Origin of the sequence: Micromonospora sonchi, from assembly GCF_014646235.1 — a bacterium.
Lineage (GTDB): Bacteria > Actinomycetota > Actinomycetes > Mycobacteriales > Micromonosporaceae > Micromonospora > Micromonospora sonchi.
The window spans coordinates 47654-61676 of the sequence record NZ_BMNB01000023.1 but is presented as its reverse complement, the minus strand read 5'-3'; the positions used below and the strand labels follow the sequence as shown (position 1 = coordinate 61676).

Genomic DNA, 14023 nt, shown 5'->3' with positions numbered 1-14023 from the left:
GACATGGCTATCTGGCTGACCAAGGACTCGAAGGTCATCGTCCAGGGGATGACCGGTTCCGAGGGTTCCAAGCACACCCGGCGGATGCTCGCCGCCGGCACCAACGTCGTCGGTGGCGTCAACCCGCGCAAGGCGGGCACCACCGTCGACTTCGACGGCACCGAGCTGCCGGTCTTCGCCAGCGTCGCCGACGCGATGAAGGACACCGGCGCCGACGTCACCGTCATCTTCGTACCGCCGCAGTTCACCAAGGGCGCGGTCATCGAGGCCGTCGACGCCGGGATCCCGCTGGCCGTGGTGATCACCGAGGGTGTGCCGGTGCACGACACGGCCGCCTTCTGGGCGTACAACGTGGCCAAGGGGGAGCAGACCCGGATCATCGGTCCGAACTGCCCCGGCATCGCCTCCCCGGGTGCTTCCAACGCCGGCATCATCCCGGCCGACATCACCGGCGCCGGCCGGATCGGCCTGGTCAGCAAGAGCGGCACGCTGACCTACCAGATGATGTACGAGCTGCGGGACATCGGCTTCTCGACCTGCGTCGGCATCGGCGGTGACCCGATCATCGGGACCACCCACATCGACGCGCTGGCCGCGTTCGAGGCCGACCCGGACACCGACGCCATCGTGATGATCGGTGAGATCGGTGGCGACGCCGAGGAGCGGGCCGCCGAGTTCATCAAGACCAACGTCACCAAACCGGTGGTCGGCTACATCGCCGGCTTCACCGCCCCGCCCGGCAAGACCATGGGGCACGCCGGTGCCATCATCTCCGGCTCGGCGGGTACCGCCGACGCCAAGCAGGCGGCGCTGGAGGCGGTCGGCGTCCGGGTCGGCAAGACGCCGACCGAGACCGCGAGGCTGATGCGCGAGATCATGTCCGCCGGCTGACCGGGCTCGACGTGCCGCTGAGGGGTCGACCGCGCGGTCGACCCCTCAGCGGTTCCAGTACGGGTAGTTGCCGGTCGCCCGCAGGATCAGGCTGACGACGATGTTGAGCACACCCACGGCGATCGCCACATAGCCCAGCACCGGCGACTGCCGGTACCGTCGCGCGTCGCGGATCGACAGCCAGCCGAACACAATGCCGAGGACACCGCAGCAGAGCAGCCCGGTCACGATGCCCAGCACGCCCCAGAGCGTGGTGCGGTCCCGGCCCGCGGGCGGCGGTGGGGGTGGTGGATACGGAGCGTTCACGGCTTCCCTCCGGACATCAGTGGGCCACGGCCCCTCCTGCCGAGGCTAGACCGGTCCGTGCGGCGTCACACCCGATCAGGCCGAATCAGAGCGACCGGCAAGAGGGCGGGGGTGGCGGGGCGGATCCTGGATTTCGGAGGCCGGGCGATGAGACCACGTCCGCAACCGGCCCGTCGCACAGGGCACCGCAACTCGCGGGCCTTGCGCGCGGGATGCGGCAACTCGCGGGCCTTGCGCGCAGGATGCCGCAACTCGCGCCCGTCCACATCCCCAGGCACGGCGGCATCCCCAGGCACGGCGGCCATCACGCCTGGATCTAGCCGCCACCACCTCTTGCCGGTGTCGCTAAACCCTTCGGTGGGCCCGTGTCGGACAGCCGACGCCGACGCGGCATGCCAGAGTAGAGCCGATGTCCTTTGTCACCCCTGACCAGCCTCGCCGGGCCACCGACGGCCGGGGGACCGGTGCCCGGCCGCCTGGCCGCGCCGGTCCACCGCGTCGGGTGCCCCTGCCGCGCGACGAGCCCACCGGTCGTAGCCACGCGCCGCTCGTGGTCGCCGCGCTGGTCGCCGCCGGTGGGGCCGCCCTGACCTCCTGGCTGCCGGTGGCCCTCGTGCTCTGGCTGTTCCAGCTCAGCGAGGGTGCCGCCAGCCTGCTCGGCGCGGTACGCGTCGGGGCGGCCGGCTGGCTGCTCGGGCACGGGGTGCCGCTGGCCACCGACGCCGGCCCGCTGGGCCTGACGCCACTCGCGGTGACCGCCCTGGCGGTGTGGCGGCTCACCCGCGCCGGAGTGCACGTCACCCGCGCGATCGGCGCCCGCGGCAGCCGGTCACCGGGCCGCACGCTCGTCGCCGCGGTGGCGGTCGGCGTCGCGTACGCCCTGCTGGGTGTGCTTGCCGCGATGCTGCTCCGGACCGGCGGGCCCGGCGTGTCGCCGGTGCGGGCCGGGCTGACGCTCGCCGTCCTCGGCACCCTCGCCGCCGGCGTCGGTGCGGCCCGCACCAGTCGGGTGACCGACGTGCTCGCGGCCCGGGTGCCGGTGCCGCTGCGGGAGGGGGTGCAGGCCGGGCTGGTGGCCGGGCTGGCGTTGCTCGGCGCGGGCGCGGCCGTGGCGGGACTGGCCGTGGCGACCGGCGGCGGCGACGCGGCCGACCTGATCGGCGCCTACCGCACGGGCGTGGCCGGGCAGGCCGGCATCACCCTGGTGAGCCTGGCCTACGTGCCCAACGCCACCGTCTGGTCGACCAGCTACCTGCTCGGCCCGGGATTCGCCGTGGGCACCGACACGGCGGTGCGCACCAGCGAGGTCTCGGTCGGCGCACTGCCGGCCCTGCCGTTGTTCGCCGGGCTCCCCGGCGGGCCGGTCGACACCCTCTGGGCGATCGCGATCCTCGCCCTCCCGGCCCTGGTGGGGGTGGCCGTCGGCTGGCTGCTCGCCCGCCGGGTGCTCCGGTCGACCGCCACCGGGCGGGCGCGGCTGAGCTGGGCTTCGCTGCTCTCGCCGGCCGCGCTCGCCGGGCCGGTGACCGGCCTGCTGATCGGCGCGGTCGCCGAGGCGTCGGGTGGGCCACTCGGCGCGGGTCGGCTGACCGAGGTCGGTCCGGTCGGCTGGCAGGTGGCGCTCGCGGCGACCCTGGTCATCGGCGGTGGCGCGCTGCTCGGCGCCGCGGCCACCCGTTGGCTCACCCGGCGCGCCAGCTGACCTGTCCGTCGGCGCTCGACTGGAAAGACGGTCGAGGGGCGTCCCGTGCTCCGGGACGCCCCTCGAATCCAGTTCGCTCAGGGCTGTAGCGGCAGGGTGAAGTTCACCATCATCAGCACGATGTTCAGCAGGCCCAGCACCAGGCCGACCGCGCCACAGATCAGACCGGCGAGCGCCTGCCCCGAGTTGCTGGCCAGGCCCTGGACGACCTTCTGCTTGCCCAGCCAGCCGGTGATCACCGCGGCCAACCCCAACGGGATGCCGAGGTAACAGCAGTTCAACGGGATCGACGCGATGCCGAGGATCATCGCCACCAGGCCGAGGGTGTTCTGCTGCCCGCCGCCCGGCCCGCTGAAGCCGGCATGCGGATACATCGGCGTGCCGCCGTACGGCTGCGGGGCGTACGGGGGCGGGTAGGGCTGGCCGTACGCCGGGGGCTGGCCGTACGCCGGGGGCTGGCCGACGGGCGGTGGCGCGTACGGGTCGTACGGCGCCGGGGAGGCCGGCGGGGCGTACGGCTGCCCCGGGGCGGGCGGCTGCTGACCGTACGGGTCGGCCGGCGGCGTGCCCGGGTCGGCCGGCGGGGCGTACGGGTTGGCCGGGGGTGGGGCGTACGGGTCGGCCGGCGGTGTGCCCTGCTCGGTCGGCGGCGCGTACGGGTTGGCCGGGGGTGGGGCGTACGGGTTTGCCGGTGGCGGCGCGTACGGGTTGGCCGGGGGCGGAGCGGTCGGATCCCCGTATGGCGGCTGCTGGCCGTACGGGTCCTGACCGGGGTTGTCGGGCTGCATCCGGCTCAGTAGCCCAGGGCGCTGTTGCTGGCCGCGCTGAGCACGACACTGCCCAGGCAGCACAGCAGGCTGATGCCCCACAGGCTGAGGCCGACGATCAGGGCCCACTTGGACCACTTCTTCGACTCGGCCGCCGCCGCCTGGGCGCCGGCGTAGTCTCCCTGCTGGAGCAGCGGGTTGACCTTCGAGGCGTTGATGATCGCCGGGATGGCCAGTGGCCAGAACAGGAAGATCGCGACGATCGACATTGTCATGTTGTTGTCGACCTGCGCGGGGGGCTGAGAGGGGTATCCGGGCTGCATGGCGAGAGCTCCTCACGTGTGTTCGTGGCAGGGGTGCGGGCCGCAGGCGTGCCGATCCCGGGCGACCGGCAGCGTACCCGGTCCGCGCGAGTCCGGTGATCCGCGAAGGGCCCCCGCCCAGCCTCCGGACGGCCATCGTTCGCCGGATAGGGTGGGCCGGTGACCGAGTCCGCCCGAATCGTCGTCCTCGTCTCCGGCTCCGGGAGCAACCTACAGGCCCTGCTGGACGCGACCGCCGACCCGGCGTACGGGGCACGGGTGGTCGCGGTGGGCGCGGACCGCGACGGGATCGTCGGGCTGGACCGGGCCGCCACGGCCGGCGTACCCACTTTCGTGGAGCGGGTCAAGGACCATCCGACGCGCGAGCAGTGGGACGCCGCGCTCACCGCGCGGGTCGCCGAGCACCGGCCCGACCTGGTCATCTCCGCCGGTTTCCTGAAGCTGGTCGGTCCGGATTTCCTCGCCGCCTTCGGCGACCGTTACCTCAACACGCACAACACCCTGCTGCCGGCGTTTCCCGGCATCCACGGCCCGCGCGACGCCCTCGCCTACGGCGTGAAGGTCACCGGGGCGACCCTCTTCTTCGTCGACGCCGGAATGGACACCGGCCCGATCGTCGCGCAGGTGGCGGTGCCGGTGCGCGACGACGACGACATCGACACGCTCACCGAGCGCATCAAGGAAGCCGAGCGGCAGCAACTCGTCGAGCAGGTGGGCCGGCTGGTCCGTGAAGGTTGGACGATCACCGGAAGAAAGGTCACGTTGGAGTGAGTTCCACTGAGAACGGGCGCCGCCCGATCCGGCGGGCACTGGTCAGCGTCTACGACAAGACGGGCCTGGCCGAGCTGGCCCGGGCGCTGCACGCCGTCGGCGTCGAGATCGTCTCCACCGGCAGCACCGCGTCGACGATCGCCGGCGCCGGTGTGCCGGTGACCGCCGTGGAGCAGGTGACCGGCTTTCCGGAGATCCTCGACGGCCGGGTGAAGACCCTGCACCCGAAGATCCACGGCGGGCTCCTCGCCGACCTGCGCAGGGACGCCCACGCCGCCCAGCTCGACGAGCACGGCATCGCCGGGATCGACCTGCTGGTGTCCAACCTGTACCCGTTCCAGGCCACCGTCGCCTCCGGCGCGAGCCAGGAGGAGTGCGTCGAGCAGATCGACATCGGCGGGCCGGCGATGGTGCGGGCCGCCGCCAAGAACCACGCGTCGGTGGCGGTGGTGACCGATCCGGCCGCGTACCCGATGCTGCTGGCCGCGCTCGATGCCGGCGGCTTCACCCTGGACCAGCGCCGGGCGCTGGCCGCCCGGGCCTTCGCGGACATCGCCGAGTACGACGTGGCGGTCGCCGACTGGTTCGCCGCCACCCTCGCCCCGGCCGCCGACGGCTGGCCGGAGTTCGCCGGGCAGGCGCTGCGCCGGCAGGCGGTGCTGCGTTACGGCGAGAACCCGCACCAGGCCGCCGCGCTCTACGCCGACCCGGCCAGCCCGTCCGGGCTCGCCCAGGCCGAGCAGTTGCACGGCAAGGAGATGTCGTACAACAACTACGTCGATGCGGATGCCGCGTGGCGGGCGGCGAACGACTTCGCCGACCAGCCGGCGGTGGCGATCATCAAGCACGCCAACCCGTGCGGCATCGCGGTCGGCACGGACGTGGCCGAGGCACATCGCAGGGCGCACGCCTGCGATCCGGTCTCCGCGTTCGGCGGCGTGATCGCGGTGAACCGGCCGGTCTCGGTCGAGCTGGCCGGGCAGATCGCCGAGATCTTCACCGAGGTGGTGGTGGCGCCCGGGTACGAACCCGGTGCGGTCGAGGTGCTCCAGGCCAAGAAGAACATCCGGCTGCTGCGGGCCCCGGAGTTCCAGCCGTTGCCGGCCGAGTGGCGGCAGGTGACCGGCGGCGTACTGGTGCAGTTGCGCGACGCGATCGACGCCGAGGGCGACGCTCCGGCGACCTGGCGGCTGGCCACCGGCGAGGCGGCCGACGCCGTGACCCTGGCCGACCTGGCCTTCGCCTGGCGGGCGGTTCGCGCGGTGAAGAGCAACGCCATCCTGCTGGCCCGTGACGGCGCGACGGTCGGCGTCGGGATGGGCCAGGTCAACCGGGTCGACTCGGCCCGGCTGGCGGTCAGCCGGGCCGGTGCCGAGCGGGCGCGCGGCGCGGTCGCGGCCTCGGACGCCTTCTTCCCGTTCGCCGACGGCCCGCAGATCCTCATCGACGCCGGAATCCGGGCGATCGTGCAGCCGGGCGGCTCGATCCGGGACGAGGAGGTGATCGCCGCCTGCAAGCAGGCCGGCGTCACCATGTACCTCACCGGCACCCGGCACTTCTTCCACTGATTCCGGTACGCTGCGGCGGCCCCCGACGTGGTGACGGGGCCGCCGCAGCTCGCCGGTGCGGTTGTCGGTCCCACTCAGTCGAGTCGGCGTTCGATGGGTAGGCGGGACCGGGTCAGCGTTCCGGCGCCGAGCATGGCGACCAGCGGCACCACGGCCAGCACGCCGAGGATGGACCACGGGACGACGATCGGGTACGGGTCCGCGCCGGGCCAGGTTGCCAGGTACGCCTGGTTGATCGTGGTGAGAATGGCGACGATCGCCACGAGGCCGATGCTCATGCCGAGCATTGACCCGAGTCCGGCGATCACGCCGGACTGGCTCAGCGACAGCTTCCGACGCACCAGGGGGCTGGCGCCGACGGCGGCCAGGATCGACAGGTCGGGTCGGCTGTCGGCAGCGGTGAGTCCGGTCGCGATCCCGACCGCGCCGAGGGTGATCAGCCCGGCCGCCACGGTCAGGATGAGCAGGGTCGGGTCGTCCGACGGCGCCGGACCCCGCTCCACGCTCACCCCCAGGCCGGTGGCGAGTGCGGTGAGCTCGGCACGGAAGCGGTCCTCCGCTGCCGCGTCGGGAGCCGGCGCGGCGATCACGAAGCCCCACTGGTGGTCGACGAGCCCGGCGCGGGCCAGCGCCTTCGGCGAGATGATCGCCCGGTCCGACCGGATACCGGTGGTCAGGGCGTGTCCCGGCAGCGTGAGGGCGGCCGGCTGTTCGCCTCCCTTCAGCGGCCCGCCCTGCGTCGGCACCGTCGGTGGCTGCACCGTCACCGTGCCGTTCACCACGTACCGGGAATCGGTGACCACCACACCGCCGGCCCGCAGCGTGGCGACGGCCCGGGCGAGGTCGTCGCCGTGGGCCCCGGTGAGCGGTGACAGTGCCTCGCCGTCGTCGACGACGAGCCCGGCGTAGCTGCGCGAGTACGTCTCCTGGGTCGACTGGCAGCGGGCGTCGGCGCGGGCCTGGCGCTGCTCCTGCGCGGTGAGTGGCCGTTGGGTGTCGAAGAAGGGGCACCGCTGCTGTGGCGGAAGCACCACCTCGACGAACGGATTGGGGCAGGTGCCGGGATCCCAGCCGGGGCAGCCCGGGACCCGGATTTCGGCCACCTCGGTGGCGGCCAGAGTCGTGTCGGCGATCGCGTCGAGTCGCGCGGCGGGAATCGCCCGCTGTTCCGGCCCGAGTGGGTTGACCACGGTGAGGTGGCCGGGCGGGGTGTTCGGACGGTAGGCCTCGGTCGACCGGGCGTCGCTGCTGTTCTGGTAGACGCCCAGGCAGACGGTGCCGGCGACGGCGGCCATCACGGCGGAGATCGCCGGAGCGGTCGCCGCTCGGTTGCGACTGGCGTCGCGGAGCGCGATCCGCGGCGTCAGCGGCAGGTGCTGGCCCAGCCGGGCGAGCAGGCCGACCAGGGCCGGGGTGCAGAGCACCAGGCCGAGTTGGGTCAACACCAACCCGGCCAGGAGCAGGTTCGCCGACACGTGGACAGCGGCGTACGCCGCCAGCCCGGTGCCGCCGACGGTGAGTACGAGGCCGAGGAGCACCCACCGTCGCCGGGACCGGGTCGCGCCCCGCCGCCCGGTCAGCGCGACGACCACGTTCTGCCGTGCCGCCACGAACGCGGGCACCAGCGCCGCCGCCACCCCGGTGAGTACGGCCAGCCCGGCGACGGCGAGCAGGGCGAGCGGGAAGATCCGGTACCCGCCGGCCCGTGCCTGGGCCAGGTGCTCCTCGACCAGCGGACGCGCGGCGACGGCCAGCACCGCGCCGAGCAGGATGCCGGCGACGGCCCCGAGCAGGCCCAGCACCACGCCGTCGGCGAGCACGATCCGGCGCAGGTGGGCGGGGCTGCCGCCATTGGCTGCCACCAGGGCGAGGTCGCGCTGGCGGCGCCGCGCACCGATGGCGAACGCCGGTCCGGCCAGCAGCACGATCTGCATCGCGCCGAGTCCGCCGAGCACGACGCCGATGGCGACGGTCTGGGCGTCCACCTCCGACTGCGGGGCCTGCTGCACCGGCGGCGGGTCGAGGACCACCGCCCGGGAGAGCACCAGGATGCCGACGTCGTTGAGTTGCCGGACCTGGTCCCAGCCGACCGGGGCCGGTGCGTCGACCAGCCACGCGCTCGGCGGGTCGGTGCGAGCGTCCGGAGGCAGCACGATGACCGCACCGAGATTGTCCGGGAGCTCCACGATGCCGACCACCGTGAACCGCCGTGACCCCTCGGCCAGCTCGACGGTCCCGCCCAGGTCCACGCCGAGCCGGCGCAGCGCCGCCTCGCTGGCGGCCACCTCGGTCCCGGCGGTCGGCGCGCGCCCGGCCCGCAGGCGCGCCATCCCCTCGGTGACCGGGTCGGCCAGGTCCAGCCCGTACGACGGGACGGGGCCGACACCGTCGGCGGTCCGCCAGTCCCACCGCTGTTCGTCCCAGACCGGAACGACCCGACTGCCGGCGGGCAGGGCACCGGTCACCTCATCGGTGGTCGCCGGCTCCGGATCGGCGGTGGCGCTCCGGTGGACACCTGTGGCGGTCAACAGGTCACCGGTCGGACTCTGCTCGATCGCGCCCTCGTAGTCCCAGGTCACCCTGGCGTCGGCGGCGCCGAGCGAGCGTTCCACCCGTTCGCCGTCGGTGAGTTGGAACATGTCGTAGGACGCGGCGGCGGCGCTGAGCGCCAGGACGGGCGTCGCGATCATCGCCGCCACCAGCGCGCTGCGCCCTTTGGCCCGGCGGGTCTCGCGCCATGCGATACGCAGGGCGGTGCGCCAGGAGACCAGAGCGTCCGACATGCGGCTCATCGGGTCGTCCCGTCCAGCAGCCATTCGGGCCGCTGCAACGGGCCGGAGGTGTTGGTGACCACCCCGTCCTGCATGAACACCACCCGATCGGCCCAGGCTGCGTGGCGCGCCTCGTGGGTGACCAGGATGGCTGCGGCTCCGGCGTTCACCCGGGCGCGCAGTACCCGCAACACCGCCTCGCCGGTCTGTGAGTCGAGCGCCCCGGTCGGCTCGTCGGCCAGCACCAGCCGGCGCCGACCGACCAGCGCTCGGGCGATCGCGACCCGTTGCTGCTGGCCGCCGGAGAGCTCGTCCGGGAAACGTTGGGCGAGATCGGCCAGGCCCACCTCGTCGAGCGCGGCGGCGGCGCGGCGGCGGGCCTGGCGTACGGAGGCGCCGTCCAGTTCGAGCGGCAGCGCCACGTTCTCCACCGTGGTGAGGCCGGGCAGCAGGTTGAGGTGTTGGAACACGTAGCCGATCGAGCGTCGGCGCAGCGCGGCGAGCCGGGCACGGTCGAGGGTGTCGAGGCGTTCGCCCTCGACCCACACCTCGCCCCGGGTCGGCCGGTCCAGCCCGCCGGCCAGGTTGAGCAGCGTCGACTTGCCGGAGCCGGAGGGCCCCATGACGCCGACGAGTTCGCCGGGCCGGACGATGAGGCTGACGCCGCCCAGCGCGGTCACCGCCGTGTCGCCGCTGCCGTGCGTCCGGTACGCGTTGCGGATCTCCAGCACGTGTGCCGGGCCGCTGGGCGCCGGCCCGGAGGCGGGCTCGGTACGTGGCGGTCCGATCCGGGATGGGCCGGTGTCGCGGGGTGGACGGTTGCTGCGTCCGGCAGCGAGCGAGGTGTGCGGTTCATCCCAAGCGGTCACGGATACCGAGTATGCATAACGAGTATGTATTCAGCAACGGGAAACCGGCATCGGGGCCGATCAGGCGGAACCCGGCGTGGTCAGATCGCCGTGGGGCGTACCTCGGCGAAGTGACAGGCGGAGGGATGCGGGTCGGCGGCCCGCGGCACCGCCTGCGGGTCCTGGATCGCGCAAATCTCCTGCGCCTTCCAGCAGCGGGTGCGGAAGTGGCAGCCCGACGGCGGGTCCGCCGGGGACGGCACGTCGCCGTGCAGCCGGATGACGCTGCGGTGCTCCCGGGCGTCCGGGTCCGGCACCGGGGCCGCGGAGAGCAGCGCCTGGGTGTACGGGTGGGTGGCCCGCTGGTAGATCTCGTCCTCGGTGCCGATCTCCACGATCCGGCCCAGGTACATCACCGCGACCCGGTCCGAGATGTGCCGCACCACCGACAGGTCGTGGGCGATGAAGATGTACGACAGCCCGAACTCGTCCTGGAGTTCCTCCAGCAGGTTGATCACCTGCGCCTGGATGGAGACGTCCAGCGCGGAGACCGGCTCGTCGCAGACGATCACCTCGGGCCGCAGCGCGAGCGCCCGGGCGATGCCGATGCGCTGCCGCTGGCCACCGGAGAACTGGTGCGGGTAGCGGTTGATGTGTTCCGGGTTCAGCCCGACCACGTCGAGCAGTTCCTGGACCCGGCGCTGGCGGCTGCCCTTCGGGGCCGCCTCCGGGTGGATCTCGAACGGCTCGCCGATGATGTCGCCCACGGTCATCCGGGGGTTCAGCGAGGTGTACGGGTCCTGCATGACCATCTGCATGTTGCGCCGGATCCGGCGCAGCTCGGATCCCGAGGCGGCGAACAGGTCCCGCCCGGCCAGGGTGGCCCGGCCGGCGGTCGGGCGCTCCAGCCGCATCAGCAGCCGGGCCAGGGTGGACTTGCCGCAGCCCGACTCGCCGACGATGCCCAGCGTCTCGCCCCGACGCAGCTCGAAGCTCACCCCGTCGACGGCCCGGACCGCGCCGACCTTCTTCCGGAACAGCACCCCCTGCGTGATCGGGAAGTGCTTGACCAGGTGGTCGACGGAGAGAATCGTCTCGCCCCGCACCTTGCCGGGGCTAGCTGGTGCGGTCATCACGTACCTCCTGCGCGAAGTGGCACGCGCTGGTCCGGCCGTCGCCGAGGACCAGGTCGTGCGGCACCACGTCCACGCAGACCTGCTGCGCGTACGGGCACCGGGGGTGGAAGGGACAGCCGCTGGGGATGCGCATCAGGTTGGGCGGCAGGCCCCGGATCGTGGCGAGCTTCCCGCCGCGCTGGTCCAGCCGGGGGATCGAATTCAGCAACCCCTTGGTGTACGGGTGGGCGGGCGCCCGGTACAGCGAGCGGACGTCGGCGTGCTCGACGATCCGGCCCGCGTACATGACCGCGATCCGGTCCGCGACGTCGGCGACCACGCCGAGGTCGTGGGTGATCAGGATCATGGCCATGTCCAGGTCGCGCCGCAGGTCGGCGAGGAGGTCCATGATCTGGGCCTGCACGGTGACGTCGAGCGCGGTGGTCGGCTCGTCGGCGATCAGCACCTTCGGCTCCATGGCCAGCGCCATCGCGATCATCACCCGCTGGCGCATGCCTCCGGAGAACTGGTGCGGGTAGTCACCGAGGCGCGTGCTCGCGGCCGGGATCTGCACCAGCTCCATCAGCTCCACGACCCGGCGCCGGGCGTCGGCGCGGGACATGCCGAGCCGCTGGCGCAGCGTCTCGCCGATCTGCCAACCGACGGGGAAGACCGGGTTCAGCGCGGAGAGGGCGTCCTGGAAGATCATCGCGATCTCTTTGCCCCGCACCTGCCGGCGCTGCTCCTCGGGCAGGCTCAGCAGGTCCCGGCCCCGGTAGCGGATCTGGCCGGCGCTGATGTGGGCCGGCGGGCTGTCCAGGATGCCCATGATGGCCTGGGCGGTGACCGACTTGCCGGAGCCGGACTCGCCGAGCACGGCGAGCGTCTCGCCGGCGTCGAGGTGGTAGCTGACCCCGTTGATCACCTTGGCCACGCCCTCCTGGGTGCGGAACTCGACGTGCAGGTCGCGCAGATCGAGCAGGTGACCGCCGGGTGGGGTGGCGGAGGCCGGTGTGGGTTGGCTCATGGGCCTACCTTTCGCTCGTGACTGCGGGGCTCGCTGCGCTCACTCCTCGCGCTCGCATGTGATCACCGCAGCTTCGGGTCGAAGGCGTCCCGGATGGCGTCGCCGAGCATGATGAACGCCAGCACGGTCAGCGCGAGGAAGGTGGACGGGACCACCAGCGGGGTCGCCGACTCCCGCATGTGCACCCGCCCGCTGTTGATGTCGATGCCCCAGGAAATGGTCGGCTCCCGCAGGCCGATGCCGAGGAACGACAGGGTCGCCTCGGCGGCGATGAACGTGCCGAGCGCGATGGTCAGCACCACGATCGCCGGGGCGAGGGTGTTCGGCAGGATGTGCCGCCACATGATCCGGCCGTTACCGGCACCCAGCATCCGGGCCGCGGCCACGTAGTCCTGCTGTCGAGCGCTGATCACCGAGGAACGCACCACCCGGGCGGCGGTGGTCCAGCCGAGCACCGCGAGCACGAAGATGACCGCGGTGAGGCGTACCGTGGCGCTGTCGACGGAGACCCGCTTGAGCAGCACGATCGCGGCCAGCAGCAGCGGGATGCCGAGCACGATGTCGATCACCCGGGAGAGCACCGCGTCGACCCAGCCGCCGAAATACCCGGCCAGCATCCCCACGAGCAGCGCGATCGCGCCGGTGAACAGCGCGGAGAGGGCGCCGACCAGCAGCGACGCGCGGGCCCCGTAGACCGCTCGGGCGTACGTGTCGCAGCCCTGGAAGTCGTACCCGAAGAGGGCCCCGCCGGACGGCGCGGCGTGCTGCCGGGAGAGCGCGCAGTCGGTCGGGTCGTTGCTGGTGAACAGCCCCGGCGCGGCGGCCATCGCGGTCACCAGCAGCACCAGCGCGAGGCTGATCCAGAAGATCGGCTTGCGGCGCAGGTCGCGCCAGGCGTCCCCGGCCAGGCTGCTCGGCTTGCGGAGCCGGCCCACGTCGCTGCGCTCACTCATAGCGGATCCTCGGGTCGAGAACGGCGTACAGGATGTCCACCACCAGGTTGGCGACGAGGTAGACCACGACGAGCACGCTGACGATGCCCACCACCAGCGGGCCGTCCTCGGTGCGGATGCCGCGGAAGAGGTTGAAGCCGACGCCCGGGATGTTGAACACGCCCTCGGTGATGATCGCGCCGCTCATCAGGTTCCCCAGTTCGACGCCGAGGAAGGTGATCACCGGGATCAGCGAGTTGCGCAGCACGTGCACGCTGACCACCCGCCGGCGCGGCAGGCCCTTGGAGCGGGCGGTCCGCACGTAGTCGGCGCGCAGGTTCTCGGCCACCGAGGTACGGGTCAGCCGCAGCGCGGTGGCCAGGGAGAGCGAGCCGAGCACGATGCCGGGCAGCAGCAGCGCGTAGAAGTCGGGGTCGGCGCCGGCGGTGGGCGGGAAGAGTTGCCACCTGACGCCGAGGTAGTACTGCGCCAGGGGGGCGAGCACGATGGTCGGGATGCCGAGCACCAGCAGCGTCAGCAGCAGGGTGGCGTTGTCGAAGATGCTGGCCCGCCGGATGCCGGCGAGCACGCCCGCGGTGACGCCGAAGATGACGGCGACCGCGATGGCGATCAGCGCCAGCTTGATCGTGACCGGCCAGGCGGCGGCGAGGATGTCGCCGATCGACCGCCCGGTCAGCGACTCGCCCAGGTCGCCGCGGAGCAGGTTGGAGAGGTAGTCGAAGTACCGGTAGAAGAAGCCGCCGACGCCGGTCGCGTCCAGGTGGTACTTCTCGGTGAGGTATGCCCGCTGCGCCTCGGTGACCGGCCGCTCGCCGGCGAGGGCCTGGATCGGGTCGCCCTGACCGGCGAACATCAGCGCGTAGACGATCAGCGTGGTGCCGAAGAAGGCCACGATCATCTGGAGCAGGCGCCGCACGATGAAGCGGAACATACTTGACATTCTCTCTGGAAATGGACTAATCACGTGACGGGTCGGGTCAC

The 14023-nt window shown here is 72.6% G+C and carries 13 protein-coding genes; 4 read left to right on the top strand and 9 right to left on the bottom strand.

Annotated elements, in window-relative coordinates:
- The first annotated feature begins 3 nt into the window (after positions 1-3).
- Entirely contained in the window at positions 4-891 is an 888-nt protein-coding gene (gene sucD, locus IEY61_RS22020) for a succinate--CoA ligase subunit alpha (RefSeq protein WP_189047346.1), read from the top strand.
- Positions 892-936: 45 nt separating this feature from the next.
- Here the strand turns inward: sucD and IEY61_RS22015 are convergent, their stop codons facing one another.
- Entirely contained in the window at positions 937-1197 is a 261-nt protein-coding gene (locus IEY61_RS22015; protein ID WP_189047344.1) for a DUF4190 domain-containing protein, read from the bottom strand.
- Positions 1198-1606: 409 nt separating this feature from the next.
- Between IEY61_RS22015 and IEY61_RS22010 the strand changes: the two genes are divergently transcribed.
- Entirely contained in the window at positions 1607-2899 is a 1293-nt protein-coding gene (locus IEY61_RS22010) for a cell division protein PerM (RefSeq protein ID WP_189047342.1), read from the top strand.
- Positions 2900-2976: 77 nt separating this feature from the next.
- Here IEY61_RS22010 and IEY61_RS22005 read toward each other — a convergent pair whose 3' ends face one another.
- On the bottom strand, positions 2977-3687 hold the full coding sequence (locus tag IEY61_RS22005) for a DUF4190 domain-containing protein (RefSeq protein ID WP_189047340.1): 711 nt from the start codon (positions 3685-3687) through the stop codon (positions 2977-2979).
- 5 nt (positions 3688-3692) lie between these two features.
- On the bottom strand, positions 3693-3989 hold the full coding sequence (locus IEY61_RS22000) for a CD225/dispanin family protein (RefSeq protein ID WP_189047338.1): 297 nt from the start codon (positions 3987-3989) through the stop codon (positions 3693-3695).
- Positions 3990-4148: 159 nt separating this feature from the next.
- Here IEY61_RS22000 and purN point away from each other — a divergent pair, with 159 nt between their 5' ends.
- Entirely contained in the window at positions 4149-4760 is a 612-nt protein-coding gene (gene purN / locus IEY61_RS21995; RefSeq protein WP_189047336.1) for a phosphoribosylglycinamide formyltransferase, read from the top strand.
- Positions 4757-6328, top strand: a complete 1572-nt coding sequence (gene purH / locus IEY61_RS21990) for a bifunctional phosphoribosylaminoimidazolecarboxamide formyltransferase/IMP cyclohydrolase (RefSeq protein WP_189047334.1) — start codon at positions 4757-4759, stop codon at positions 6326-6328. The genes purN and purH overlap by 4 nt, the downstream gene beginning before the upstream one ends.
- Before the next feature lie 74 nt (positions 6329-6402).
- Here the strand turns inward: purH and IEY61_RS21985 are convergent, their stop codons facing one another.
- The 6 genes from IEY61_RS21985 to IEY61_RS21960 all read right to left on the bottom strand — a co-directional run bounded on the left by IEY61_RS21985 (position 6403) and on the right by IEY61_RS21960 (position 13973).
- Entirely contained in the window at positions 6403-9111 is a 2709-nt protein-coding gene (locus tag IEY61_RS21985) for an FtsX-like permease family protein (RefSeq protein ID WP_189047332.1), read from the bottom strand.
- A gap of 5 nt (positions 9112-9116) precedes the next feature.
- On the bottom strand, positions 9117-9830 hold the full coding sequence (locus tag IEY61_RS21980; protein ID WP_229706321.1) for an ABC transporter ATP-binding protein: 714 nt from the start codon (positions 9828-9830) through the stop codon (positions 9117-9119).
- 218 nt (positions 9831-10048) lie between these two features.
- Positions 10049-11080: an ABC transporter ATP-binding protein gene (locus tag IEY61_RS21975; RefSeq protein ID WP_189047330.1), complete on the bottom strand. Its 1032-nt coding sequence runs from the start codon at positions 11078-11080 to the stop codon at positions 10049-10051.
- Positions 11064-12089: an ABC transporter ATP-binding protein gene (locus tag IEY61_RS21970; RefSeq protein WP_189047328.1), complete on the bottom strand. Its 1026-nt coding sequence runs from the start codon at positions 12087-12089 to the stop codon at positions 11064-11066. Before IEY61_RS21970 ends, IEY61_RS21975 begins: the two co-directional genes overlap by 17 nt.
- Before the next feature lie 62 nt (positions 12090-12151).
- On the bottom strand, positions 12152-13042 hold the full coding sequence (locus IEY61_RS21965) for an ABC transporter permease (RefSeq protein ID WP_189047326.1): 891 nt from the start codon (positions 13040-13042) through the stop codon (positions 12152-12154).
- The gene (locus IEY61_RS21960) at positions 13035-13973 is read right to left on the bottom strand and encodes an ABC transporter permease (RefSeq protein WP_189047324.1); all 939 of its coding nucleotides are present in this window, start codon (positions 13971-13973) and stop codon (positions 13035-13037) included. The genes IEY61_RS21965 and IEY61_RS21960 overlap by 8 nt, the downstream gene beginning before the upstream one ends.
- Positions 13974-14023: the final 50 nt, after the last annotated feature.

Excerpts from the sequence above, each read along its gene's own strand:
- IEY61_RS22005 (WP_189047340.1), bottom strand. The coding sequence starts at position 3,687 with ATGCAGCCCGACAACCCCGGTCAGGACCCGTACGGCCAGCAGCCGCCA.
- IEY61_RS22000 (WP_189047338.1), bottom strand. The coding sequence starts at position 3,989 with ATGCAGCCCGGATACCCCTCTCAGCCCCCCGCGCAGGTCGACAACAAC.
- IEY61_RS21970 (WP_189047328.1), bottom strand. The coding sequence starts at position 12,089 with ATGAGCCAACCCACACCGGCCTCCGCCACCCCACCCGGCGGTCACCTG.
- sucD (WP_189047346.1), top strand. The coding sequence starts at position 4 with ATGGCTATCTGGCTGACCAAGGACTCGAAGGTCATCGTCCAGGGGATG.
- IEY61_RS21985 (WP_189047332.1), bottom strand. The coding sequence starts at position 9,111 with ATGTCGGACGCTCTGGTCTCCTGGCGCACCGCCCTGCGTATCGCATGG.
- IEY61_RS22010 (WP_189047342.1), top strand. The coding sequence starts at position 1,607 with ATGTCCTTTGTCACCCCTGACCAGCCTCGCCGGGCCACCGACGGCCGG.
- IEY61_RS21975 (WP_189047330.1), bottom strand. The coding sequence starts at position 11,080 with ATGACCGCACCAGCTAGCCCCGGCAAGGTGCGGGGCGAGACGATTCTC.
- IEY61_RS21960 (WP_189047324.1), bottom strand. The coding sequence starts at position 13,973 with ATGTTCCGCTTCATCGTGCGGCGCCTGCTCCAGATGATCGTGGCCTTC.
- IEY61_RS21965 (WP_189047326.1), bottom strand. The coding sequence starts at position 13,042 with ATGAGTGAGCGCAGCGACGTGGGCCGGCTCCGCAAGCCGAGCAGCCTG.